Here is a 21,242-nt window from a genome sequence, read left to right as displayed (position 1 = left end):
TCCCGCTCAAACCGCGGTACGCGCGGTAGCCGTGACCACCGTGCCGACCCGGTCGACCAACAGCGCCATCTCGTAGCCGATCCGGCCGATGTCGTGCGACTTGTTGGCGAGCACAGCCAGGTGCGAGCCGTTGCCCACGCTCATCACCAGCAGATAGCCGCGCTGCATCTCGACGATCGACTGCATCACCTTGCCGCCGTCGAACAGCGACGCCGCGCCCATCGACAGACTGGCCAGGCCAGCGGTGACCGCCGCGAGCTGCTCGGCCCGGTCGGACGGCAGATGCGGGCTGGTCGCCTGCAGCAGGCCGTCGGCCGACACCAGCACCGCATGGGACACGCCGGGCACGTCCCGGGTGAATCTGGCGACCAGCCAATTCAGGTTCTCATCCGTGGTGCTGTTCGCGTTGGTCATGCAAGCCCTCCGTCGTCGTACTGCGCATTGGCCCGCCCACTGCGGACCCCGCTGAGATGCCTGGTCAGGTTGTTCCGAATCTCCTCGGGATCACGGGCTCCCGATTCGTCTGCCTGGGCCAGACCGCCGGGGACGAGCTGCGCGCCCGGCGTTCGGATAGGAAGTCCACCGGTGGTGCGACCGGTCGGTGTCGGGTGGGTCGCCTCTTCGGCGGCGGTCCAGCCCACGTCTGCGGGCGAGGTCCAAGTGCTCTCCGCGGCTTGCGAAGTCGCCGGTTCGACCAGCCATTCCGAAACCATGCGCTGATAGATCGGGGTCGGCGAGGCACCGGCCACCGGCTGCAACCGGGATGAGGTCACCATCGCGGGCTCGACCGCTCGCGGCGGCGCGGGTTCGGGTTCCGGCACGGCGGACGGTCGCCGGATGGGCAGGCCGGATCGCGCGGTGGTGCGCGACGGCTCGCGCGCGACGCTCGGTTGGTCCGGCTCGCGCGGCACCCGCTGCTGCGGGATCGTCGGCTCGGGTTCCGGCTCGTCGGCCTCGGACTCGGCCCAGAAACCGGCGAGCCGTTCCTGTTCCGGTTCGGCCGGTCGACTCGGCCCGCTGTTCGAGCCGACGCCCACCGTCGGCGGGCCGAACGGGGACCGGTCATCGGTCGGGGTGTTGATCGACCACGGCTCGGTCGGCGGTTGCGTATCGGAGTCGGTGTCGGGGGTGTTGGTCCGGGCGGGCACCGAGACGGCGGGCTGGCCGGGCGGCTCGGCGACCCGGATGGCGGGCCTGCGCTGCGGCAGACCGGAACCGGTGCTGGACACCTCGAACCTCGGCGAGTTCGGCTGCGGCAGGTTCGGCACCGGTATCAGCGTGCGCGGCTGGGCGGGCAGCTCGTAGTCGCCGGTCAGTTCCAGCGGCTTGCCGGTCGGGTCGGTGGCGTCCAGCGGCGGCGCGACCAGGGCACCGGGCAGGTGCACGCTCGCGGTGACGCCGGGCTGCTGCGCCGTGGTGGAGGTGCGCCGCAGGTTGGCGGTGATGGTGTGCCGCTTGGCGAGCCTGCCGACGACGAAAAGGCCCATCCGGCGCGCGGTTTCGACGGTGACCTCGCCACCGGAGCTGAGCCGGTCGTTGATCGCGCGCAGATCCTCCGTCGACATGCCGAGGCCGCGGTCGATGATCTCGATCAGGTAGCCACCGTCGACGGCACGGGCCACCGACAGCGTGACCGGCGTGGTCGGCGGCGAGTAGCGCAACGCGTTGTCGATGAGTTCGGCGAGCAGATGCTCGATGTCGATGGCGGGCTCGCCGGCCACGATGCCGTCCGGCACGGCGCCGATCTCGACCCGCTGATAGTCCTCGACCTGTGAGACCGCACTCCAGAGCATGTCGGAGAGCTGGACCGGGTGCAGTTGGCCGCGGCGCAGCGCGGTGCCCGCGAGCACCAGCAGGTTGTCGCCGTTGCGGCGCATCCGGGTGGCCAGGTGGTCGAGGCGGAACAGGCTCTGCAGCCGTTCGGTGTTGTCCTCGTCGTGCTCCAAGTCCTCGATCAGCGCGAGCTGCTGCTCGACCAGCGATTGGCTGCGCCGCGACAGCGTCTCGAACATGCTGCCGATCTGCACCCGCAACCGCGCCTGCTCGGCGGCCAGGTGCAGCGAGGCCTGGTGGATATCGTCGACCGCGCGGGCCAGCTGGCCGATCTCCTCGGTGGTGCGAATGTCGACCGGGGTGATCTTCGGCGTCGCGCCGCCGGTGCGCACCACCTCGATCTCGTTCGGCAGATCGACGTGCGCGACCTGGAGCGCGTCGTGGCGCAGCCGGCGAATCGGCACGACCAGCGAGCGGGCCACGCCGAGGGCGAGGGCGAGACCGGCGAGCAGCGTGGTGATCACGATCGCGACGTCGCGCAGCACCGCGCTGCGCAGTTCGATGGTTCGGTCGGCCAGCTTGGATTCGATCGTGTTGAGCAACGCCGTGGTGGCCTGGCGGTAGGCCTCGGAGCTGGTGTGCAGCGAATCGGTGATAACCCCGTTGCTGCCAAGGCTGTTCGGGCTCTGGCTCAGCGCGCCGATGCGGGCCTGCACCTGATCGATCAAGACCTGGGCGTTGGTGGCCGAGGCCGGATTCATCTGCGGATAGGAATAGGTGAGCATCATCTCCGCGCCGAGCGTGGTCAGCATGCTGGCCAGCGCGGCCGGGTTGTTGCCGCCGCTCGCCGTCGCCGACATGATCTGCTCCTGCGTGAGCAGGCGGGAGGCGTTGGCCATCAGGCCCAGCTGCAGGAAGTAGCGCTGGATGACGATCTCTTCGATCGACGAGGACACCGAGATCGCGGTGATGATGCGGGTGCCGACCTCGTCGACCTGTCCGCCGATGGTCGCGGGCGAGGAGGTGCGCACGCCGTTGCGCATGGTGCGGGCCACCGCGATGGCCGCGGGCAATTCCTTGGTGATGCCGTCGTCGGTCTTTCGGGTCCGCAGCGCGGTTTCCAGATCGATGGCCGCCTGATCGAACTTGGCCGCGACCGTATCGATCGGATCCTCCGGCCGGGCGTTCACCGCCGCGATCGCGAGTTGCTCGGTGGCTTCGCCGAATTCGAGCATCGGGCGCAAGATGCGGGCCTGCTCGGTAGCCGCGTCGAGCTTCGAGATCACCCCGAGCTCATCCTTGATGCGCAGTCCAGCGAAGGCCGAGGCGAGCAGCACCGGCAGCAGCAGCACGATGCCGACCTTGCGCGTGACCGACATGTTGGACAGGCTGAACTGCCAGGAACGCGGTGCAGCTTCCATTCCGCTTCCGTCGCCTCCACTCCGCGCATGGTCCCCGAATGAAGGCTGTCTAGGAGCAGTCTGGAGCAACCCGCCGAGAACCAACTCAAGGTCTTCTTTTTACCGCAGGGAACATACCGTGCTGACTGGCCGTCGGCAATCCGAGGGACCCGGTCTGCTCATGGCCGAATATGGCTACGCGGAACAGGTTTCGCGCTGTATGAGTTTGTGAGTCTACATAGCTCCTGGACGATTGATCTATACGGCGTGAGATCGCTGATAGCTGATCGAGTGCTGGCGTCCGGCGGGTCGACCGGACCTGGACGCGGCGTGTCGAGCGTCCCCTCTCAGTCGGCTCTCAGTCGATACGGTCAAACTGGTCGCATGCGCATTCTGGTAGTCGACGACGATCGCGCCGTCCGCGAGTCACTGCGCCGGTCACTGACCTTCAACGGCTACTCCGTCGACCTCGCGGTGGACGGCGTCGACGCCCTGGACAAGGCGACGAGTCAGCGGCCGGACGCGTTGGTGCTCGACGTGATGATGCCGCGGATGGACGGTCTCGAGGTCTGCAGGCGCCTGCGCAGCACCGGTGACGATCTTCCGATTTTGGTTTTGACGGCCCGGGATTCGGTGTCCGAGCGGGTTGCCGGACTAGATGCGGGCGCCGACGACTATTTGCCGAAACCCTTCGCGTTGGAAGAATTGCTCGCGCGTTTGCGTGCGCTACTGCGACGCACGACCGCCGATCCCGGCGAGGTTTCCGAGGCAATGACGTTCGCCGATTTGTCGCTGGATCCGGTGACCCGCGAGGTTTCTCGCGGCGAGCGTGGGATCAGCCTCACCCGCACCGAGTTCTCGTTGCTGGAAATGCTGATGGCGAATCCGCGCCGGGTGCTGACCCGCAGCCGCATCCTGGAGGAGGTCTGGGGATATGACTTCCCGACCTCCGGCAACGCACTCGAGGTCTACATCGGCTATTTGCGCCGCAAGACCGAGGCCGAGGGCGAGTCGCGGCTCATCCATACCGTCCGCGGCGTCGGTTATGTGCTGAGGGAGACGCCCCCGTAGGGGAAGCCATGGCACGCACAATTCCCAAGCGGCCCGTGGTCGCCGGGCTCGCACAGGGCCAGCGCCCGCCCGACCCGGCCGAGATGCGGCCACCGATCCCGCTCACCCGTTCGGTGTCGCTGCGCTGGCGGGTGACGCTGCTCGCCGCGTCGGTGGTGGCCATCGCCGTCGCGGTGACCTCGATCGCGGCCTACGCGATGGTGGCGCGCGCGTTGTACGGCGACGTCGACGCGCAGCTGCGCACCAGGGCCGCGACGATGATCAGCGGCGACATCGACAGCATGCCGTTCCAGTCGCTGTCGACGGCGACGCTGTTCTCCAACGACATCGGCGTCGCGGTCATCTATCCGATCCCGCCCGGCTCGCCGCCGGATACCCTGCCCGCCTACCGGCCGCAGCAGTCGACGCTGCCGCCGATCGGTTCCGAGGAGGTCGCGGTCGCGCGCGGTCAGCAGCCCTCCTCGCTGCGCACCTTCAACAACCAGCGGGTGCTGGCGCGACGCACGGATTCGGGTGTCACGTTGATCATTTCGCAGCGGCTGGAGCCGACCCGCGAGGTGCTCGACCGGCTGGCCTGGCTGTTGTTCGTGGTCGGCGGCTGCGGCGTCGTGCTCGCCGCCGCGGCGGGCACCGCGGTGGGCCGCACCGGCCTGCGCCCTATTGCGCGGCTGACCGCGGCGACCGAACGGGTGGCGCGCACCGACGACCTGACGCCCATCCCGGTCACCGGCGACGACGAATTGGCCAGACTCACCGAGAGTTTCAACACCATGCTGCGCGCGTTGACCGAATCACGGGACAGGCAGCGCCGATTGGTGGCCGACGCCGGACACGAACTGCGCACGCCGCTCACCTCGTTGCGCACCAATATGGAACTGCTCATCGCGTCGAGCAGGCCGGGTGCGCCGCGCATCCCGGACGAGGACATGGCCGAGCTGCGCGCGGACGTGATGGCGCAGATCGAGGAATTGTCCACGCTGGTCGGCGATCTGGTCGATCTGGCCCGCGAGGACGCACCGGAGACCGTCTACGACCGAGTCGACCTCGGCGAGGTGGCCGAGCGCGCGCTCGAACGAGCCAGGCGCAGGCGCACCGGGATCGAGTTCGTCGCCGGACTGCGGCCCTGGTTCATCTACGGTCACGAGGCCGGGTTGGAACGGGCGATTCTGAATGTTCTCGACAATGCCGCGAAGTGGAGTCCGTCCGGCGCGCAGGTGCGGATCACCATGTACGAGACCGGTCCCGGGCTGCTCGAGTTGATCGTCGACGACGCGGGCCCCGGAATACCGCCTGCCGAACGTGAATTGGTGTTCGAGCGCTTCTATCGGACGACGGCGTCGCGCTCGATGCCCGGTTCCGGACTCGGCCTGTCCATCGTGAAACAGGTGGTCACCAAGCACGGCGGCACGATCGTCATCGATTCCTCGCCGCGCGGCGGCACGCTGGTGCGCATCGTCCTGCCGGGGGAGCCCGGCGCGCCGATCGCCGAATGACGGCCTGATCGGGGGAATGGATTCCGGTGCATTCGTGGACGCGCGAACCGGAGTTCGGACCCGTATCGTATGGCTGGGGGAGCGGTCGGTAGGGCCGCGCGCGTGGGTACACAGTCTCGGACAATTGAAAGCACGGTCTCAGTCCGCTCTCAGTAGTCGTCGTCAAGCTTGTCGACAGACGCTGAGGAGAAACGAGGAGTCCATGACCGAGGATTCGAAGGACCGGCGGGACGAGCCGGAAACGGCGAACGCCGCACCGGATCAGCCCAACCCGACCGATCAGATCCCGGCCGCACCGGCGGGGCCCGTTGGCGCGCCATACGGGGCGGGCTATGCGCCGCAGGGGCCCGGGTACGGGCCGTACGAGGCACCGCAGCAGCCGTATGAGGCGCAGCAGCCGATGGGGCAGTACCCGCACCAGCACACCCAGCCGTTCCCCGGCCCGGAGTACGGCGCGCCGCCGTTCGAGCACGGGCAGCCGTTCGAGCAGCAGTCGCCGCAGGGCGCGCCGTTCGGGGTGCAGCCGCCGCCCGCCAAGCGCCCCGCCCGGACCGGCCTGGTCATCGGTGCCGTCGCGCTGGCGTTGGTCAGCGGCGGCGTCGGCGGTGCCGTCGGCGCGCTGGCCACCCACTCGGACAACGGCAGCTCGAGCATCAGCAACGCGCTCGATCAGCCGAAGCCCAACGTCAACAACGTTTCCAACGCGCCGGCGGGCTCGACCCAGGCGGTCGCGCAGAAGGTGCTGCCCAGCGTGGTGATGATCAAGGTGGCCAGCAGCCGGGCCGAGGGCGAGGGCTCCGGGGTGGTGCTGTCCTCCGACGGCCTGATCCTGACCAACAATCACGTCGCCGCAGGCGGTGGCCCCGGCGCCAAGATGGAGGTGCTGTTCTCCGACGGCACGTCCGCGCCCGCGACCATCGTCGGCGCCGACCCGGTCTCCGACCTGGCCGTCATCAAGGTCGCCGGCAAGACCGGTCTGACCCCGATCGAGCTGGGCACCTCGGAGAATCTCCAGGTCGGCCAGCCGGTCGTGGCGATCGGCTCACCGCTCGGCCTGGCCGGGACCGTGACCACCGGCATCGTCTCCTCGCTGAACCGTCCGGTGTCGACCCAGGGCGAGGGCCCGCAGAGCGCCCCGGGCGTGAACCCGGTGATCGACGCCATCCAGACCGACGCCGCGATCAACCCCGGTAATTCCGGTGGTGCGCTGGTCGACGGCAGCGGCAAGCTCATCGGCATCAACACCGCGATCGCCAGCCTCGGCGCGGGCGAGCCGGGCGCCGGCCAGCAGAGCGGCTCGATCGGCCTCGGTTTCGCCATTCCGGTCGACCAGGCCCGGCGGGTGGCCGACGAGCTCATCAAGACCGGCCACGCCACCTACGCGCAGATCGGCGTCAAGATCCAGGCGCAGGACACGATCAACGGCGCCAGGGTGATGGAGGCCACCCCCGACGGTCCGGCCGCGAAGGCGGGGATCCCCTCGGGCGTCGTCATCACCAAGGTCAACGACCGCAGCATCACCACCGGTGACGCCCTTGTCGCCGCGGTCCGCTCGCACCAACCAGGAGACAAGGTGAAGGTCACCTATACCGATGAACAAGGCAACAATTCCAAGACCGTCGAGGTGACCCTCACCGGTGCGCCCGCGGACGGTGGCAGGTGATGCGCGTGCTCCAGGGTGGCTGGACGCCGCTGCTCGACACGGCCGCAGAGGTTCTCGGCGCAGACGCTACGGTTAGCACCATGGAAATCGATGCTCCGGTGGCGGGGCGTGCTCTGGTGGTGGTCGTCGATGATCGAACGGCGCATGGAGGTATTGACTCGCTCGGCCCGCTCGTCACCGAGCTGCTCACCGAGGCAGGCTTTCTCGTGGACGCGTCGGTCTCGGTACAGGCCGACGAGGTCGAGATCCGCAACGCGCTGAACACCGCGGTGATCGGCGGTGTCGACCTGGTCATCTCGGTCGGCGGCACCGGCATGTCCCCGCGCGATGTCACCCCCGAGGCCACCTCCCAGGTGCTCGACCGCGAACTGACCGGCATCAGCGAGGCGCTGCGCTCGTCCGGCCGGGTGGCCGGTTCGCTCGACGCAGGACTGTCCCGCGGCGTCGCCGGCATCTCCGGCAGCACGCTGGTGGTCAACCTGCCCGGCACCCGGGCCGCGGTTCGGGACGGGATGGCAACTCTCGGCCCGCTCGCCAGCAAAGTGATCGGCGAGCTGTCCGGATTGGTTGAATAATTACGGTTTCCAGTTCTTCCGACGACATCCCTCGTCCGGTTCGCCGGGCGAGGGATGCGGCGCGTCTCGCCGAAATCTTCGGTGACGCCCTCCCAGACACCACGAGCGACGAGCGCGGACACGACGCGGAAAACGAGTCCTCGTCCGATGAATGGCTGCGCGCGCAGAAGCCGCCGCATCACGGTTGATTGCCATATCTACGTAGTAGCTACGTATCGATTTGTTGGCTCACCGTAATTTACTTGTGATTGTTTCAGATCGGCGTATTTCCGCCGAGATTCGTACGGCCCTGTCCCGTATTCAGCGCTTGGCGCTTTAGTGACTCCGTCAGCACCGTCCGGTCGGTCCGACTGTCTCCACCAATGCATTTATGCATGTCGCGACTAGTTTGCCGGGGACTCAATGTGATCTACATCACATTGATCTTTACGAAAGCTTACGTTGCAGCGTCGTTACCTAGCGTTTAATGTTCGCACGAGCCACCCACACTGGACTTCATAGGCCCGGGTGCGTCACGTACGTGTCGACCCGGCGGAACCTGGCTCGGTTCCGGTCGCCAGCCGGGGCGTCGCGCCGAACTTAATTGCCGGTTACACACCGGCAACAAAGGCGGGACAAACTGAGCTGGGCCTGCGAGGACCACCTGTTCGATCTCGATGGTCGAGATTGACTGTTTTAACCTGATGAGGGGAAGTATGAGCGAGAACCGCACCAACGGTCTGCGCCGCGGTGCCCGCGTCGCGGGCGTCGGCGCTGCCGCTGCCGTGGCCATGGGCCTGCTGTCGACCGGCGCTGCCAATGCTGATGTTTTTGTGCCGTTGCCGGACGGACAGAAGATCGGCCCGGGCGTGACCATTACCCGCACGGGCGAGCATGCCGTCGTCTCGCCGTCGCTCGCCGCCAACGGCGCGGGCCGCGTTGTCTGGGTCTCCGGCAACGCCTCGGCGGATGTCACCGATACCCCGGAAGGCACGGTCGGTCCCTGGAACGGCCCGAAGAACAACCCCGGCACCAACAACTCCTCGACGCACGGAACGTCGCAGCTGAACACCGGCTACATCATCGGATGTCAGGTCAGCATCGCCGATGACGCGATCTCCCTTGGCGTTTCGGGCAATGTCAACCTCACCAGCGGTGGCCTCAGCGGCTCGGTCGGCCTGAAGCTGGGCCCCGGTGACGTCAAGTTCGTGCAGATCGAACTGAAGGACATCACCAAGCCGGGTGCCTACTCCGTCGAGTACCAGGACGTCGAGATGGAGATCCAGGGCTGCGCGGGCTACGCCCAGGCTCGCTCCTACACCGTGGTCGAGATCATCGGCAACGACTACTCGAAGACCACCCTTTACGGGGCGCCGTTCAGCATTGGCTGACGACTGTCGACTGTCGAACACTCTTCTCGCTGAAACGAACTCAACCCCTGAGGGAATTACACATGATCAACCGTAAGAATGTGGCGCGGGCAGCTGGTGTCTGCGCCGCCGCAACCATGGCTCTCGGCCTGTTCTCCACCGGTGCCGCGAACGCAGACACCTTTGTGGCGCTGCCCGGTGGCGAGATCACCAAGACGCTGTCCGACGGCACCGTGGTGACGGCCCGTCTGATCAACGAGTCCGCCAACATCAACCCGTCCATCGGCTCGACCCCCGTGCACCGCAACGCGTGGGTGTCCGGTCGGGCCGAGGTCCAGGTGTCCGGTGCCGGTGCCTCCGGCGGCAAGATCCGTCCGGGCTACGTGGTCGGCTGCCAGGTCAACATCGACGGTGGCGGCGCCACCGCCGGCGTCGAAGGCAGCGGCCAGTGGGACGGTAAGAGCGGCGACGTCGGCGCGAGCTCCGGTGGCGACCTGACCCTCGGCCCCGGCCAGGCGACGTCGTTCTACCTGCTCGACCGTGAGGTGGCGGATGACTTCGGCAACGAAGATCACTCCACTCAGATCACGTTCAAGGGCACCAACGGCTCGGTCACCTGGGCCGATTCCACCATCGGACTGTCCGGCTGTGCCGGCTACGCGCAGGCTCGCGCCTTCGTCAAGGTCAAGGTCGAGACCGACAACGTCATGTCGTACGTGACGCTGTGGGGCGCGCCCTTCAGCATCGGCTGACACCGAATATCAACTCGCACAATCTGAGCGGGCCCGTCGCCTTTCGCGACGGGCCCGTTTGGTATTGCCGCCTGCCGCCGACGGCACTGCCACCCCAAGGCATCCTGGTAAGGCATCAAAGCTTCACTCGCTGTTGAGAATTCGTTTCTGCTAGGGGTCTGACAAGCATGATCAACCGTAAGAAACTGGCGCGGCCGGTCGGGCTCGGGGCCGCCGCCGCTGTCGCGCTGGGCCTGTTCTCGACCGGCGCGGCCAACGCCGACATCTTCATCCCGCTGCCGGGTGGCGAGCTCACCAAGACGCTGGCCGACGGCACCGTGGTGACGCTCGAGCTGGTCGGCGAATCGGCGGAGATCGGCCCGTCGTCGGGCGCCGCCCCGGAGCACCTCAACGCGCGGGTCTCCGGGAAGGCTCAGGTCGGGTTGTCGGGAACGCCTGGCGGCCAACGTGGTTCGATCTTTCCGGGATACACCGTCGGCTGCGAGGTGGACATCGCGCACGGCGCCACCGGTGATGTCGGCTGGACCGGCGACGCGATCGAGCCGAATGCCGGTATCGGCGCCGGTCGCAATCTGTCGCTCGGACCCGGCCAGGCGAAGTCGTTCTATGTGCTCGATCTGGAGCAGGACGGTTATTCCGGTAGCGCGGATTACGAGACGCGCAACCAGTTCGAGGGCGCCAGTGGCTCGGTCAGCTGGGCCGGCGAGACCATCGACCTGTCCGGTTGCGACGGATACGCGCAGGCGCGCGCGTTCATCAGCCTGAGCGTCGAGACCGATTCCATCGTCACCTGGATGACGTTGTGGGGTAAGCCATTCATTCTCGGCTGACGCCGAATATCAACTCGGACAAAGCAAACAGGCCCGCCGCTATTGCGATGGGCCTGTTTCGCGTTCGCACGCAAGCACATTCAGGACTCGTGCTTGCCACCAGCGCTGCGCTGACCCTCGGCGAGCAGATCGCGGATCTGGATCAGCACCTCCGTGTCGCTGAGCTCGACGGTTTCCGGGCTGAACTTCTTCTTCACGTGCATGGCGGGCAATACGAGCACGAGGTACAGCACCGCGGCGATGACCACGAAATTGATCGCGGCGGTGATGATCGGACCGACCTGGACGAAGGTCGCGGGTTTATCGGCAACCAATTGGAAACCGAGCCCCAGTTCATTGCTGCCGCCGAAGACGGCCAGGATCGGGTTGACGATGCCATTGGTGAACGCGGTGACGATCGCGACGAACGCGGTGCCGATGACCACCGCCACGGCCAGGTCGACAACGTTTCCGCGGAATAGAAAGTCCTTGAAACCCTTGAGCATTGCCGATATCTCCTCCGGGGACGGCAGCCGGCGAAGCCGGCGGGGTGGGTAAGCCCTGCGTGTGGAGCTGACAAGTCGTGCTCGGCGGTCGACGCCTTTGGTATCGCCGATGCTAGTTGACCTTGATGGCAAATGTGCGGACAACTCAATGGAAGACAACGGTGAGCGCGGTATGTAGTGACGCGGCCGCGACGACGGTGGCGTGTTCGGCGTCCATCGCGACCAGGACGACCCGTTCTTTCGTGGCGCGTCCATCACCTGGTCCGGACACCAGCACCACCGCGGCGTCGGTGGCCAGCGTGCGGGCGGGTCGCGAGCCCTGTTCTTCGCCGCCGACCACGTCGACGCGGTCGCCCGCGCGCAGGATCTCGGCGACGGCGGTGTCGGCCAGTCGGATCGGCACGATTCGCGCGTCGCGCGCGCCGGTTGCCACGGCGGCCAGGCGTGGTCCGACGATCCGGATGTCGGTGAACAACTCGCCGCCGCGCATCGCCCCGGTCAACGTGGCACCGATCACGTCGGAGGGGTCGCGCACGACACCGTCGGGCAGTGCGGCGGATTCGCGTGGCGCTGATCGAAGATCGCTCGCGTCGAGCACATGTCCCGGTGCGAGATCATGCCCGGCGACTACGACCGATGTTCGTTCCGCGCCTGGATCACCGCGCAGGAACAGGATCGCCGCCAGGAGTACCAGGCCTACGGCGAGGAGTCGCCGCGCCAGCAGGCTGTCCGCCCAGGGTGGTCGATGCCACACCCCGAAGCGAAGGCCACTGCCGCGACCGAGATCGGCGAATGAGCGAGTCATGACCGGATCCTATGACCGCGGACACACCCGCCAGGCCCTGAAAAGGGCTAGCTGTGGATAACTGAGGGGCTGTGGATAACTCGGCGAATCAGCTGGCCACGGCCGTGCTGGCCGAGGTGCTGCTGCCGTTGGACGAGCCGGAATCCGAACTCGTCGACTTCGGTGAGCTCGACTCCTTCGAGCCGCTGTCGGACTTGGCACTGTCGGACTTCGCGGGCTCGCTCGCGGTGGACGCGCCGTTGCGGCTGTCGGTGCGGTAGAAGCCGCTGCCCTTGAACACGATGCCGACCGAATTGAACAGCTTGCGCAGCTTCCCGGAGCACTCCGGGCACACCGTCAGGGCATCGTCGGAAAAGGACTGAACGATGTCGAAGCGGTTGTCACACTGGGTGCACGCATACGAGTAAGTTGGCACAGCATCCTCCGCAAGTTTTCGTCCTCTGGCACTCTACAGCCGACAGTGCCAACGTTGCCAATCTACCTTTCATTCCGCGGCGTGATCTTCGCCGAGCCGTTGCAGGCCGCGATGCGGAGTGAGCGCCCACCCCATTTTCCGGTCGTGTGGCTCCTCCGGCAGCCGGTTAACGAGTTCTTCATCACCGACCACCGCGACCAGCCGCGCGTCCGCCCGGGCCGCGAACAGCGTCCGGTCGTAATAGCCCGCTCCTCGCCCGAGCCGCACCCCGCGCCGGTCCACCGCGAGCGCGGGCACCAGAATCAGCTCCGCCCAGCCGACCGCGGCAGTGGGCAGCGTCTCACCGATCGGCTCGAACAGACCGAACCTGGCTCGCCGCAAGCTGTCCCGGCCGGTGTACTCGGCCCAATTCAGCGGTCCCGGTGGACCGGTGACCGGCACGAGCACCCGGGCGCCCGCCGCCCGCAACGCATCGAGCATCGCGGTCGAACCCGGTTCACCGCCCACCGGCACGTAGGCGCAAACCCACTCGCGAACGTCGAGCCGACCGACCGCCGCGACCAGCCCGAGGGTGTTCGTCGCATGCTCCTCGGTGGACATCGCCGCCCGTCGAGCAAGAATTTCGGTGCGCCATGCATGTTTATCGCGCTCACCGGGCATCTCCATGGCGATCACCATAGGCTGACCGGACTACCGGTCGGCTCGACGCCGAGCCAGGAGCTGTGACGATGGATAGGGTATGCGCATGACAGCAAAGGCCGGACAACCCGGCGATGCCACGCTGACCTCGTGCTTCCGCACGGCCGTGGTACCCGCCGCCGGGCTCGGAACGCGGTTCCTGCCCGCGACCAAGACGGTGCCGAAGGAACTACTCCCGGTGGTCGACACCCCGGGCATCGAGCTGGTCGCCGCCGAGGCCGCCGAATCCGGCGCCCAGCGGCTGGTGATCGTCACCTCGCCGGGCAAGGACGGTGTGGTCGCGCACTTCGTCGAGGACCTCGTGCTGGAGGGCACCCTCGCCGAGCGCGGCAAGTTCCAGCTACTCGAAAAGGTGCGCAAGGCGCCGGGCCTACTCGACGTCACCTCGGTGGTGCAGGAGGAACCGCTCGGCCTCGGCCACGCGGTCGCCCAGGCCGAGGCGGTGCTCGACGACGACGAGGACGCCATCGCCGTGCTGCTGCCGGACGATCTGGTGCTGCCCTCGGGCGTGTTGGACGTGATGTGCCGGGTCCGCCGCAAGCGTGGCGGCACCGTGCTGTGCGCCATCGATGTGCCGAAGGACGAGGTCAGCGCCTACGGCGTGTTCGATGTGGCGACCGTGCCGGACGCGGTGAATCCGAATGTGCTGCGGGTCAAGGGCATGGTGGAAAAGCCCGCGCTCGCCGATGCGCCGTCCACTTTCGCCGCCGCCGGTCGATACCTGTTGGACCGCGCCATTTTCGACGCGCTGCGCCGAATCGAGCCGGGCGCGGGCGGCGAATTGCAACTCACCGACGCCGTCGCGCTGCTCATTGCCGAGGGTCATCCAGTTCATGTGGTGGTGCACCGTGGGTCGCGCCACGATTTGGGCAACCCGGGCGGCTATCTTCGTGCTGCGGTCGATTTCGCTTTGGAACGCGACGAATACGGCCCTGCCCTACGGGAGTGGTTGGAGCATCGGCTCGGTCCCGACTGGGATCCGCAGCTGACGACCTACGACTGAGGCGTCGGGTTTCGTCGATAGTGGGCCGTCGGGTACGAATGATGGTTCACCATCGCGCGCGCCGAATTGGTTGTGCCGAAGCGAAATCGCGCGGTGGAATCACAGGTGTGCGGAGAGATCAGGAAGGGCTGGATGCGCTCGGTTGAGGATCAGCAGATCAAGGTGACCGCCGCGGCGGTCGCCCCTCGGCCGGTCCGGGTCGCGATTTCCGAGGCCCAGGGCCTGCTGTGTGCCGAGGACGTCGTCACCGAACGACCGCTGCCCGGATTCGATCAGGCGGCGATCGATGGCTACGCGGTGCGCAGCGTCGACGTGGCAGCCGCGGGCACCGACATTCGCAACGAGGACGACGAACTGGTCGATCTGACGCTGCCCGTGGTCGGCGAGGTGATCGCCGGATCGCGCCAGCCGATCCGGCTGCAGCCGCGCCAGACCGTCCGCGTCGACACCGGTGCTCCGCTGCCGACGCTCGCGGATGCCGTGCTGCCCTTGGACTTCACCGACGGCGGCCGCGCGAAGATCAAGATCTACGAACCGGTCCGGTCCGGCGACTACGTGCGGCGCATCGGCGACGATGTGCAGCCCGGCGATGTCGCGGTGCGCGCGGGCACCATCATCGGCGCCGCCCAGGTGGGACTACTAGCGGCCGTCGGACAGGACAAGGTGCTCGTGCATCCGCGGCCGCGGCTTTCGGTGATCTCGGTCGGCGGTGAGCTCATCGATATCGATCGCACGCCGGGGCCCGGTCAGGTCTATGACGTGAACTCCTACGCCCTCGCCGCGGCGGCCAGAGACGCGGGCGCGGACGTGAACCGGGTCGGCATCGTCAGCGCGGATCCGCGGCGGCTGCGCGATGTGGTCGAGGGGCAGCTGGTGCGTTCCGAGGTCGTCGTCATCGCGGGCGCGGTGGGCGGCTGGGCCTCGGATCAGGTGCGCGAGGCCCTCGAAGGGCTCGGCGAACTCGAAATCGCCCGTGTCGCCATGCATCCCGGCTCGGTCCAGGGCTTCGGGCGGCTCGGGCGCGACGAGGTGCCCACCTTCCTGTTGCCGTCCAACCCGGTCGGTGCGCTGGTCGTTTTCGAGGTGATGGTGCGTCCGCTGATCCGAATCGCCCTGGGGCGCAGGCATCCCATGCGACGGATCATCATGGCGCGGACCATCACGCCGATCAGCTCCATGGCCGGCCGCAAGGGTTACCTGCGCGCGCAGCTCATGCGCGACGAGGCCACCGGCGACTACCTCGTGCAACCACTCGGCGGCGGCGCGGGCGCCTCGTCGCACCTGCTCGCCACGTTGGCCGAGGCCAACAGCTTGATCGTGATAGACCCCGACGACACCGAGATTCGCACCGGTGACGAGGTCAGGGTCGCTTTCCTCGCACAGCGCGGCTGAGGCGTGGAGGCGATGAACGTATTCCGGGTCACGCAGCATCCGGGCTGGCCCGCGCGCCTCGGCCCGATCCGCGTCGCCGCGGGCGAGGTGACCCTGCGTCCGGTGCGCCTGCGCGACGCCGCGGCGTGGAGTCGTATTCGGTTGCAGGACAGGGCACATCTGGAACCGTGGGAGCCCACCGGCCGTGGCGCTTGGGAGGCGCGCAACCACGCGTCCAACTGGCCGTCGCTGTGGTCGAGCCTGAAGGCCGAGGCCCGGCGCGGCGCGATGATCCCGTTGGTGATCGAGGTGGACGGTTCCTTCAGCGGGCAGCTGACCGTCGGCAATATCGTGCGCGGCGCACTGCGTTCGGGCTGGATCGGTTACTGGGTGGCCAAGGACCTCAGCGGTCAGGGCGTCGCGACCGCGGCGCTGGCGCTCGGCCTCGACCACTGCTTCGGGCCGATCGGCCTGCACCGCGTCGAGGCGACGGTGCGACCGGAAAACAAGGCCAGCCAAGCAGTCCTGCGCAATGTCGGCTTCCGCGAGGAAGGACTGCTGCGCCGCTACCTCGACGTGGACGGCGCTTGGCGCGATCACCTGCTGGTCGGCATCACCGTGGAGGAGCTCATGGGCACGGTCGTCGACCGCCTCGTTCGCGAGGGCCGGGCGATCTTGCCCAGATAAACGTGCAATACGGACACGCCCGGTGCGTCCGACGCGCGGAAGAATTGGTGGCTTTGTGACTCGTGTGGCGTGTGTGCACGGCGCGCCTGCCGGATCTCGACGTGTCGCGGAATTAACCTACGGACGTCGGAGGTGCGTCCTGCACCCTCGGCAGGGAGCCTGCGAGGCGACCGGCATCCACGCCGCAGCGACGGACGGAAGCCGGGCGGACGCGGGGCGTGCTGCGCACCGCTCGCCGGCCGAACGGACCAAACCAGGCCGGGACGGAGGTGCTGACCGAGATGCCGAACTCAATCTTGTGGATCGGCCTGGTCGTGCTCTGGGTCTTCGTCCTGTTCCCCATCCTCGCCGACCGGCACCCGAGGATCCGGCGGACCACCGACGCCGCCCTCGCCACCCGCGTGCTCGTCCGCGGAGATTCCAAGCGGCGCACCAAGAGTGGACCGGCCGCGGGCCACGAAACCGACCCCAACTGGCGCCCACGCCGTACCCAGAGAAAGTATGCCCACAGCGATGATGCGGAGGACCGGATGACAACACCGGCCGACGAACCCGTCACCGAAGGTGACCTACCGGCGATTGCCGAATCCGCGGCATCCCGACCCGATCCCGACATCGCTGACGCCGAGCTCGACGACACCGAACTCGCCGAAGCGGCGGCCGCCGAGCCGTCCGACGACGAAACCGTAAGCGCGGACACCGATTCCGAAGACGAAGTCGCCGCGCAGCACGACGACACCGTCGATGATGACGAGGTGGGCGAAGAGCGCACCGAACCGGCCGCGGCCCGGATACCACCCGCACCCTCCACCGCACCCGCGCGCGTCGAACACGACGACGATTACCTCGACGACGAAGCCGACCTCGAACACGCCGAGCGACGCGCCCGTGACGACTACGACCCCGACGACCTCGACTACGTCCCCACCCGCCGCGGCCGCGGCGGCTACGACCCCGAGGCCGACGCCATCGCCCGCGCCGCCCGCTACACCTTCCGTCAGCGCGCCGTCCTCGGCCTCGTGCTGACCGGGCTGCTGTGCGGCGGACTCGCGGTCGCCATGTCACCACACTTCTGGTGGGGCTCCGGCCTGGCCGGCGTCGTACTCATCGGCTACCTCACCTACCTGCGCAAACAAGTGCGCATCGAAGAAGACATCCGCCGTCGCCGCGCCGCCCGCCTCAGCCGAGCCGAACAACTCGGCGAACACACCGGCCCCCGCCAATCCCAGGCCGCCCGCGCCGCCATGGACCGCGACACCGCCCGCGCCCTGCGCCGCCGCTCCGCCCTCCTCGAAACCGACGACGAAGACCCCATGTTCGACCACCTCGACCCCTTCGACCCCGCCACCGCCCGCGCTCTGCGCGACCGCACCGGCGGCGGCGACATGCGCCGCGCCGCAGGCGAGTAACCACACCGCGTAACTCCGAATCACCCCAGGTAAACCGCCCGATTCGGAGTCTCGCGACATCCTTTGCTAGAGTGACACAGCGCGGTTCCCAGGAGCCGCACGGGGCTATAGCGCAGTTGGTAGCGCGTCTCGTTCGCATCGAGAAGGTCAGGGGTTCGATTCCCCTTAGCTCCACCTAGTGTCTCTTACTCGAACCCGTGACCATAGCGACACGGGTTCGAGTAAGAGACCAGCGTTGACCTGCTGAGATGGTCAATCTTCTTCCTGTTGCTCCTAGTCCGTCGCCGTTCTGCGATTGGGCATTGAGTGAGGGTCGAGCCGATGTCTGTGCGGGCTCTGCGACGTTCAGCCGACGGTGCGTAGTGCCTGTCTAGATCAGGTCGTCGTCTACGTAGAAGCGTTCGTAGAAGGTGTGATTCATCAAGCGGCGGGTGTTGTCGTCCGCGTCGCGGTACATCGCGTGGGGGTTGGATAGTACGTCCAGGGCTTCGTGTAGCACGCCCGTTCCGGCTGCTAGCTCCGCAGCTACGGAGGAGAGTGCGTCTTCTGCTGTGGCTCGATCGGCCTGGATGTGGTGGAGTCGGATTTTGATCTTGGCTTGCGAAAGTGTGCCATCGGCGGCGAGGTCGAGAAGTCGTTCCTCCTGCCCGTCGAGTTCGGCAAGACGTGCCTTGAGGGTGGCGTGCTTGGCGTGGATAGTGCCTTGCTCGTCGGACAGTGTCGATTCGAGCAGGGTGTTGACGTCTCTGGAGAAATCAGGCGGCAGGCGAAGCATCGCGTAGTGGCCGACGATGGCTTCTTCGACGAGAGCGACCGGCAGGTGCGGCAAGTCGCAGGTACCCTCCTGGCGGCTGCGGCATACGAAGTATTCGTAGATGCGGCCGGTGTGGCTGCGAGCCTCGGTGTAGATCAGCCGCGATGTCCGGCCATGGTCGCGGTGGCATCGACGGCAGAATAGGTCTCCCTTGAGGTAGTGCTGGTAGATGCGGTCGCGCTGGCCGGGTTGGCTGCGGAAGTTTCGAACGTCCTGTACACGCTCGTAGAGGGTTTGATCGACGATGGGTTCGTGCCGGCCCGGGTAGATACTTCCCTTGTAGACAACGAATCCGAGGTAATAGAAGCGCTGCTCGCCGAACATTCGATGGAATTGTTTGGCGTAGACCGGTCGTTCGGGCAGGTCGCCGCGGGCACGTGCAGTCAGGCCTCTGTCGGCCATGGTGGCTTCGAGGCGGTCAAGGGTATAGTCGCCGGTTGCGTACAGTTCCCAAGCCAGCTTCACTAGGGGTGCACGTTTGGGGTCGAGTTCGACGGAGTTGAACTGTTTGCCCTCGATTTCGGCTTGGCGGTTGAGGTAGCCGAGTCTGGCGTAGCCATTGGTGCCGCCGTTGATGGCCTTCTGGAGCATCTTGTCGGCGATGTCGAGTCCTTGCAGTTTGTTCTGCAAGTCGTTCATGATGTCGAGCATGCCCTCCATGGCTTCGGCGTAGGGGCCTTCTCCGAAGTCTTCCTTGACCGAGACCAGACGCACGCCCATCTTCTGCAGTTGAGATTGGACGATTGCGGCGTCGAAGCGGTTACGGAATGCGCGAGATCGCATGTAGACGATGACGTAGTTGACTTCAGGGTGCGTGTGTAGGTATTTGATCATGTCGCCGAACGCTGGGCGGCCTTCTAGGGTTTTCGCTGACTTGGATTCGATGAATTCTGTGACAACTTCGGCCTTGAGGGTTTCGGCTTTGGCAGCGGTCTTTTCCCGTTGGGTATGGATCGACAGTCCATCCGGATCGAGGTCGATCGCGGTGTTCATCTGTTCTTTGGTGGAGACACGAAGGTATAGAACAGCGGCATCGATTGCGACGGTGGTCTTCCGCATCGGGCGGTAGACCTCCTTTCGTGCGTGAGACCTCATCAGGTGACGTATAGCTACGCCGGAACGGCGGGATGAATTGCTGTGTGCCAGGCGCAGCGCCCAACAAAGAACGCAAAACAATTACGCAAGCCACAGGAGACGCGGGTGCCGGTCCGGCAGAGGGCTACGGACGCGGACCGCGTTCACGGCTACGTCCGGACTTGTGCAGCGCGTTTGCTACAACTGCTCGGCTGAGTGCGTAGATGTCTGGGGTGCCGCGTTTGACGCTGTCAATTGCGATGCGGTGTTGGCCACGGGGCCTCTCTGAGGGGGCACGGCGCTTGTTCCTACGCGTGCGAGCCATCACGAGCTCCGCGTCTTCGGATGCCGCTGACGCCGTTCCTGAACGGTATTGGGTCTCGATCGTGCGGGGTGACGCTGCCAGGGCAAGCGGGTATCGATCGCCGATAGAGGAACCGATAAGTGAAATTTGATCGGCATGGGAGATCTGCTTTCCACCAACCCGTCCGCTGATTCCCTCACACCCATAAAACCTGATCTTTGCCCGGCGCGCTACCTGAGGACGGACTGAGCGAGGGGACGGAGGTTCAAGTCCCCTTCGGCCAATGTTCAAACTGCCAGGTGGAACGCAACTGTGGTGTGCTTCGACCGGTCCGCGTCATCAGGTGTATTACCAGTGCGGTCTCCGATTCGATTTAGTCGACCGACATAGCGTGGCCTTCCGGCCTGCCGATGTCACGGCGGAACTGCAATGCACGCGTATTCAGCCGCTGGCGACAGAGCGGTCGTTGACTTGGGAGCCGGGCTCTGTAGGCAACGTTAGACTGGCTGTCACAGGGGTTACGTAACCGCTGGTGGTCATCAGCTTCTCAGGCTATGCGTCGATATTCGACACCTGAGAGGTTCGCATGCACACACCTCGCCCGCGGCCGCGTAAAGACGGCAGCGTCGGCTGGCAGGTTCCCTTTCACTACTACGACAAACATGGCAGACGTCGCCAATCTTCGGAAACCTTCGACGACTACGACGAGGCTGTGTCGTGGGCTGACTTGATTGCTCGGGTTGGGCTCGATGAAGCATTGCGGGCGATCGGGACCGAACCAGGTGCTGATTCGGGAATGGTGCTGCTGGTCGACTGGCTCGCACGATATGCCAACCAGCTCAACGGAATTCAGGAAGATGTCCGCCGGAAGTACCAGTCCTATATCCGCAACGACATCGCCCCGTATTTCGGTGAATGCGCGGCGATCGACGCGGTCACCCGTGAGGCAGACGCAGCTTGGGTCGTTTATCTCAAGCAAGTCAAAGGTAACGCACCGAAGACGATCAAGAACAAGCATGGATTTCTGTCGGCCGCGCTGCGTGCAGCCGTTGAGCTACGCCCGACCCCATTGCTGGAGTTCAACCCGTGCGCCCAGACGCGTCTACCCACGGCAGTATGCGACTGAAGGGCCGTGATCTGGTATTTCACCAGGCGCGTGCTGGTCGAAGCGGCGGTCGCATTACCCGATTGAGTTCGGGTGGTGTCCACGCAGTGGCTGCACGGAGTGGGCGCTCATGGTGACCTCCGTGGAGGTGTCGGACTGCGGCGA

Annotated in this window: 19 protein-coding genes and 1 tRNA gene; 13 read left to right on the top strand and 7 right to left on the bottom strand. The window is 66.4% G+C overall.

Translation table 11 applies throughout. From position 1 onward, the window contains the following. Positions 1-6 precede the first annotated feature (6 nt). Entirely contained in the window at positions 7-414 is a 408-nt protein-coding gene (locus ACQPW1_RS43820; protein WP_107659354.1) for a roadblock/LC7 domain-containing protein, read from the bottom strand. Continuing rightward, complete coding sequence (locus ACQPW1_RS43815; RefSeq protein ID WP_433659391.1) at positions 411-3,194, bottom strand: ATP-binding protein; 2,784 nt, start codon at positions 3,192-3,194, stop codon at positions 411-413. Before ACQPW1_RS43815 ends, ACQPW1_RS43820 begins: the two co-directional genes overlap by 4 nt. Before the next feature lie 363 nt (positions 3,195-3,557). Here ACQPW1_RS43815 and ACQPW1_RS43810 point away from each other — a divergent pair, with 363 nt between their 5' ends. The 7 genes from ACQPW1_RS43810 to ACQPW1_RS43780 all read left to right on the top strand — a co-directional run bounded on the left by ACQPW1_RS43810 (position 3,558) and on the right by ACQPW1_RS43780 (position 10,906). Then, positions 3,558-4,244 carry a response regulator transcription factor gene (locus ACQPW1_RS43810; RefSeq protein ID WP_150402038.1) on the top strand — a complete coding sequence of 229 codons (687 nt, stop codon included), beginning with the start codon at positions 3,558-3,560 and terminating at the stop codon, positions 4,242-4,244. Between the two features lie 8 nt (positions 4,245-4,252). Continuing rightward, a complete protein-coding gene (locus ACQPW1_RS43805; RefSeq protein WP_433659389.1) occupies positions 4,253-5,737 on the top strand; it encodes an ATP-binding protein in 1,485 nt (494 codons plus the stop codon). 202 nt (positions 5,738-5,939) lie between these two features. After that, a complete protein-coding gene (locus ACQPW1_RS43800; RefSeq protein WP_433659387.1) occupies positions 5,940-7,400 on the top strand; it encodes a trypsin-like peptidase domain-containing protein in 1,461 nt (486 codons plus the stop codon). Positions 7,401-7,480: 80 nt separating this feature from the next. Further along, positions 7,481-7,975: a MogA/MoaB family molybdenum cofactor biosynthesis protein gene (locus ACQPW1_RS43795; RefSeq protein WP_357381779.1), complete on the top strand. Its 495-nt coding sequence runs from the start codon at positions 7,481-7,483 to the stop codon at positions 7,973-7,975. A 695-nt stretch (positions 7,976-8,670) separates the two neighbouring features. After that, entirely contained in the window at positions 8,671-9,345 is a 675-nt protein-coding gene (locus ACQPW1_RS43790) for an MspA family porin (RefSeq protein ID WP_433665509.1), read from the top strand. 62 nt (positions 9,346-9,407) lie between these two features. After that, positions 9,408-10,076, top strand: a complete 669-nt coding sequence (locus ACQPW1_RS43785; RefSeq protein WP_433659385.1) for an MspA family porin — start codon at positions 9,408-9,410, stop codon at positions 10,074-10,076. Positions 10,077-10,243: 167 nt separating this feature from the next. Continuing rightward, on the top strand, positions 10,244-10,906 hold the full coding sequence (locus ACQPW1_RS43780; RefSeq protein ID WP_433659383.1) for an MspA family porin: 663 nt from the start codon (positions 10,244-10,246) through the stop codon (positions 10,904-10,906). An 80-nt stretch (positions 10,907-10,986) separates the two neighbouring features. On the opposite strand, the gene mscL is transcribed toward ACQPW1_RS43780, so the two are convergent. The 4 genes from mscL to ACQPW1_RS43760 all read right to left on the bottom strand — a co-directional run bounded on the left by mscL (position 10,987) and on the right by ACQPW1_RS43760 (position 13,277). Beyond that, positions 10,987-11,391, bottom strand: coding sequence for a large conductance mechanosensitive channel protein MscL (mscL, locus tag ACQPW1_RS43775; RefSeq protein ID WP_433659381.1), 405 nt, complete (start codon positions 11,389-11,391; stop codon positions 10,987-10,989). Positions 11,392-11,536: 145 nt separating this feature from the next. Then, positions 11,537-12,196, bottom strand: a complete 660-nt coding sequence (locus tag ACQPW1_RS43770) for an SAF domain-containing protein (protein ID WP_433659379.1) — start codon at positions 12,194-12,196, stop codon at positions 11,537-11,539. A gap of 88 nt (positions 12,197-12,284) precedes the next feature. Continuing rightward, the gene (locus tag ACQPW1_RS43765; RefSeq protein WP_433659377.1) at positions 12,285-12,611 is read right to left on the bottom strand and encodes an FmdB family zinc ribbon protein; all 327 of its coding nucleotides are present in this window, start codon (positions 12,609-12,611) and stop codon (positions 12,285-12,287) included. Positions 12,612-12,680: 69 nt separating this feature from the next. Next, complete coding sequence (locus ACQPW1_RS43760; protein ID WP_433659375.1) at positions 12,681-13,277, bottom strand: 5-formyltetrahydrofolate cyclo-ligase; 597 nt, start codon at positions 13,275-13,277, stop codon at positions 12,681-12,683. Positions 13,278-13,356: 79 nt separating this feature from the next. On the opposite strand from ACQPW1_RS43760, the gene ACQPW1_RS43755 reads away from it, so the two are divergent. The 5 genes from ACQPW1_RS43755 to ACQPW1_RS43735 all read left to right on the top strand — a co-directional run bounded on the left by ACQPW1_RS43755 (position 13,357) and on the right by ACQPW1_RS43735 (position 17,954). Continuing rightward, positions 13,357-14,313 (top strand): UTP--glucose-1-phosphate uridylyltransferase, encoded by a 957-nt coding sequence (locus ACQPW1_RS43755; protein WP_433659373.1) that lies wholly within the window; start codon positions 13,357-13,359, stop codon positions 14,311-14,313. Between the two features lie 132 nt (positions 14,314-14,445). After that, positions 14,446-15,705 carry a molybdotransferase-like divisome protein Glp gene (gene glp / locus ACQPW1_RS43750; RefSeq protein ID WP_357381761.1) on the top strand — a complete coding sequence of 420 codons (1,260 nt, stop codon included), beginning with the start codon at positions 14,446-14,448 and terminating at the stop codon, positions 15,703-15,705. A 12-nt stretch (positions 15,706-15,717) separates the two neighbouring features. Continuing rightward, positions 15,718-16,371 (top strand): GNAT family N-acetyltransferase, encoded by a 654-nt coding sequence (locus tag ACQPW1_RS43745; protein WP_433659370.1) that lies wholly within the window; start codon positions 15,718-15,720, stop codon positions 16,369-16,371. 281 nt (positions 16,372-16,652) lie between these two features. Further along, positions 16,653-17,780 (top strand): divisome protein SepX/GlpR, encoded by a 1,128-nt coding sequence (gene sepX, locus ACQPW1_RS43740; protein WP_433659368.1) that lies wholly within the window; start codon positions 16,653-16,655, stop codon positions 17,778-17,780. Positions 17,781-17,881: 101 nt separating this feature from the next. Next, a tRNA-Ala gene (locus ACQPW1_RS43735) sits at positions 17,882-17,954 on the top strand. A 196-nt stretch (positions 17,955-18,150) separates the two neighbouring features. Here the strand turns inward: ACQPW1_RS43735 and ACQPW1_RS43730 are convergent. Further along, positions 18,151-19,653, bottom strand: a complete 1,503-nt coding sequence (locus tag ACQPW1_RS43730; RefSeq protein WP_433659367.1) for a recombinase family protein — start codon at positions 19,651-19,653, stop codon at positions 18,151-18,153. Between the two features lie 905 nt (positions 19,654-20,558). Between ACQPW1_RS43730 and ACQPW1_RS43725 the strand changes: the two genes are divergently transcribed. After that, a complete protein-coding gene (locus tag ACQPW1_RS43725; RefSeq protein WP_433659365.1) occupies positions 20,559-21,098 on the top strand; it encodes a hypothetical protein in 540 nt (179 codons plus the stop codon). The last annotated feature ends 144 nt before the right edge of the window (positions 21,099-21,242 follow it).

Origin of the sequence: Nocardia sp. CA-128927, assembly GCF_050955855.1 — a bacterium.
Classification (GTDB): domain Bacteria; phylum Actinomycetota; class Actinomycetes; order Mycobacteriales; family Mycobacteriaceae; genus Nocardia.
This window is presented reverse-complemented; position numbering and strand designations above follow the sequence as displayed.

What these genes read in the sequence shown, in the direction of transcription:
- ACQPW1_RS43755 (WP_433659373.1), top strand. Translation starts at nt 13,357, where the DNA reads ATGACAGCAAAGGCCGGACAACCCGGCGATGCCACGCTGACCTCGTGC.
- ACQPW1_RS43815 (WP_433659391.1), bottom strand. Translation starts at nt 3,194, where the DNA reads ATGGAAGCTGCACCGCGTTCCTGGCAGTTCAGCCTGTCCAACATGTCG.
- ACQPW1_RS43820 (WP_107659354.1), bottom strand. Translation starts at nt 414, where the DNA reads ATGACCAACGCGAACAGCACCACGGATGAGAACCTGAATTGGCTGGTC.
- sepX (WP_433659368.1), top strand. Translation starts at nt 16,653, where the DNA reads ATGCCGAACTCAATCTTGTGGATCGGCCTGGTCGTGCTCTGGGTCTTC.
- ACQPW1_RS43770 (WP_433659379.1), bottom strand. Translation starts at nt 12,196, where the DNA reads ATGACTCGCTCATTCGCCGATCTCGGTCGCGGCAGTGGCCTTCGCTTC.
- ACQPW1_RS43760 (WP_433659375.1), bottom strand. Translation starts at nt 13,277, where the DNA reads ATGGAGATGCCCGGTGAGCGCGATAAACATGCATGGCGCACCGAAATT.
- ACQPW1_RS43805 (WP_433659389.1), top strand. Translation starts at nt 4,253, where the DNA reads ATGGCACGCACAATTCCCAAGCGGCCCGTGGTCGCCGGGCTCGCACAG.
- mscL (WP_433659381.1), bottom strand. Translation starts at nt 11,391, where the DNA reads ATGCTCAAGGGTTTCAAGGACTTTCTATTCCGCGGAAACGTTGTCGAC.
- ACQPW1_RS43745 (WP_433659370.1), top strand. Translation starts at nt 15,718, where the DNA reads ATGAACGTATTCCGGGTCACGCAGCATCCGGGCTGGCCCGCGCGCCTC.
- ACQPW1_RS43790 (WP_433665509.1), top strand. Translation starts at nt 8,671, where the DNA reads ATGAGCGAGAACCGCACCAACGGTCTGCGCCGCGGTGCCCGCGTCGCG.
- ACQPW1_RS43725 (WP_433659365.1), top strand. Translation starts at nt 20,559, where the DNA reads ATGCACACACCTCGCCCGCGGCCGCGTAAAGACGGCAGCGTCGGCTGG.
- ACQPW1_RS43800 (WP_433659387.1), top strand. Translation starts at nt 5,940, where the DNA reads ATGACCGAGGATTCGAAGGACCGGCGGGACGAGCCGGAAACGGCGAAC.
- ACQPW1_RS43810 (WP_150402038.1), top strand. Translation starts at nt 3,558, where the DNA reads ATGCGCATTCTGGTAGTCGACGACGATCGCGCCGTCCGCGAGTCACTG.
- glp (WP_357381761.1), top strand. Translation starts at nt 14,446, where the DNA reads ATGCGCTCGGTTGAGGATCAGCAGATCAAGGTGACCGCCGCGGCGGTC.
- ACQPW1_RS43795 (WP_357381779.1), top strand. Translation starts at nt 7,481, where the DNA reads ATGGAAATCGATGCTCCGGTGGCGGGGCGTGCTCTGGTGGTGGTCGTC.
- ACQPW1_RS43730 (WP_433659367.1), bottom strand. Translation starts at nt 19,653, where the DNA reads ATGCGGAAGACCACCGTCGCAATCGATGCCGCTGTTCTATACCTTCGT.
- ACQPW1_RS43780 (WP_433659383.1), top strand. Translation starts at nt 10,244, where the DNA reads ATGATCAACCGTAAGAAACTGGCGCGGCCGGTCGGGCTCGGGGCCGCC.
- ACQPW1_RS43785 (WP_433659385.1), top strand. Translation starts at nt 9,408, where the DNA reads ATGATCAACCGTAAGAATGTGGCGCGGGCAGCTGGTGTCTGCGCCGCC.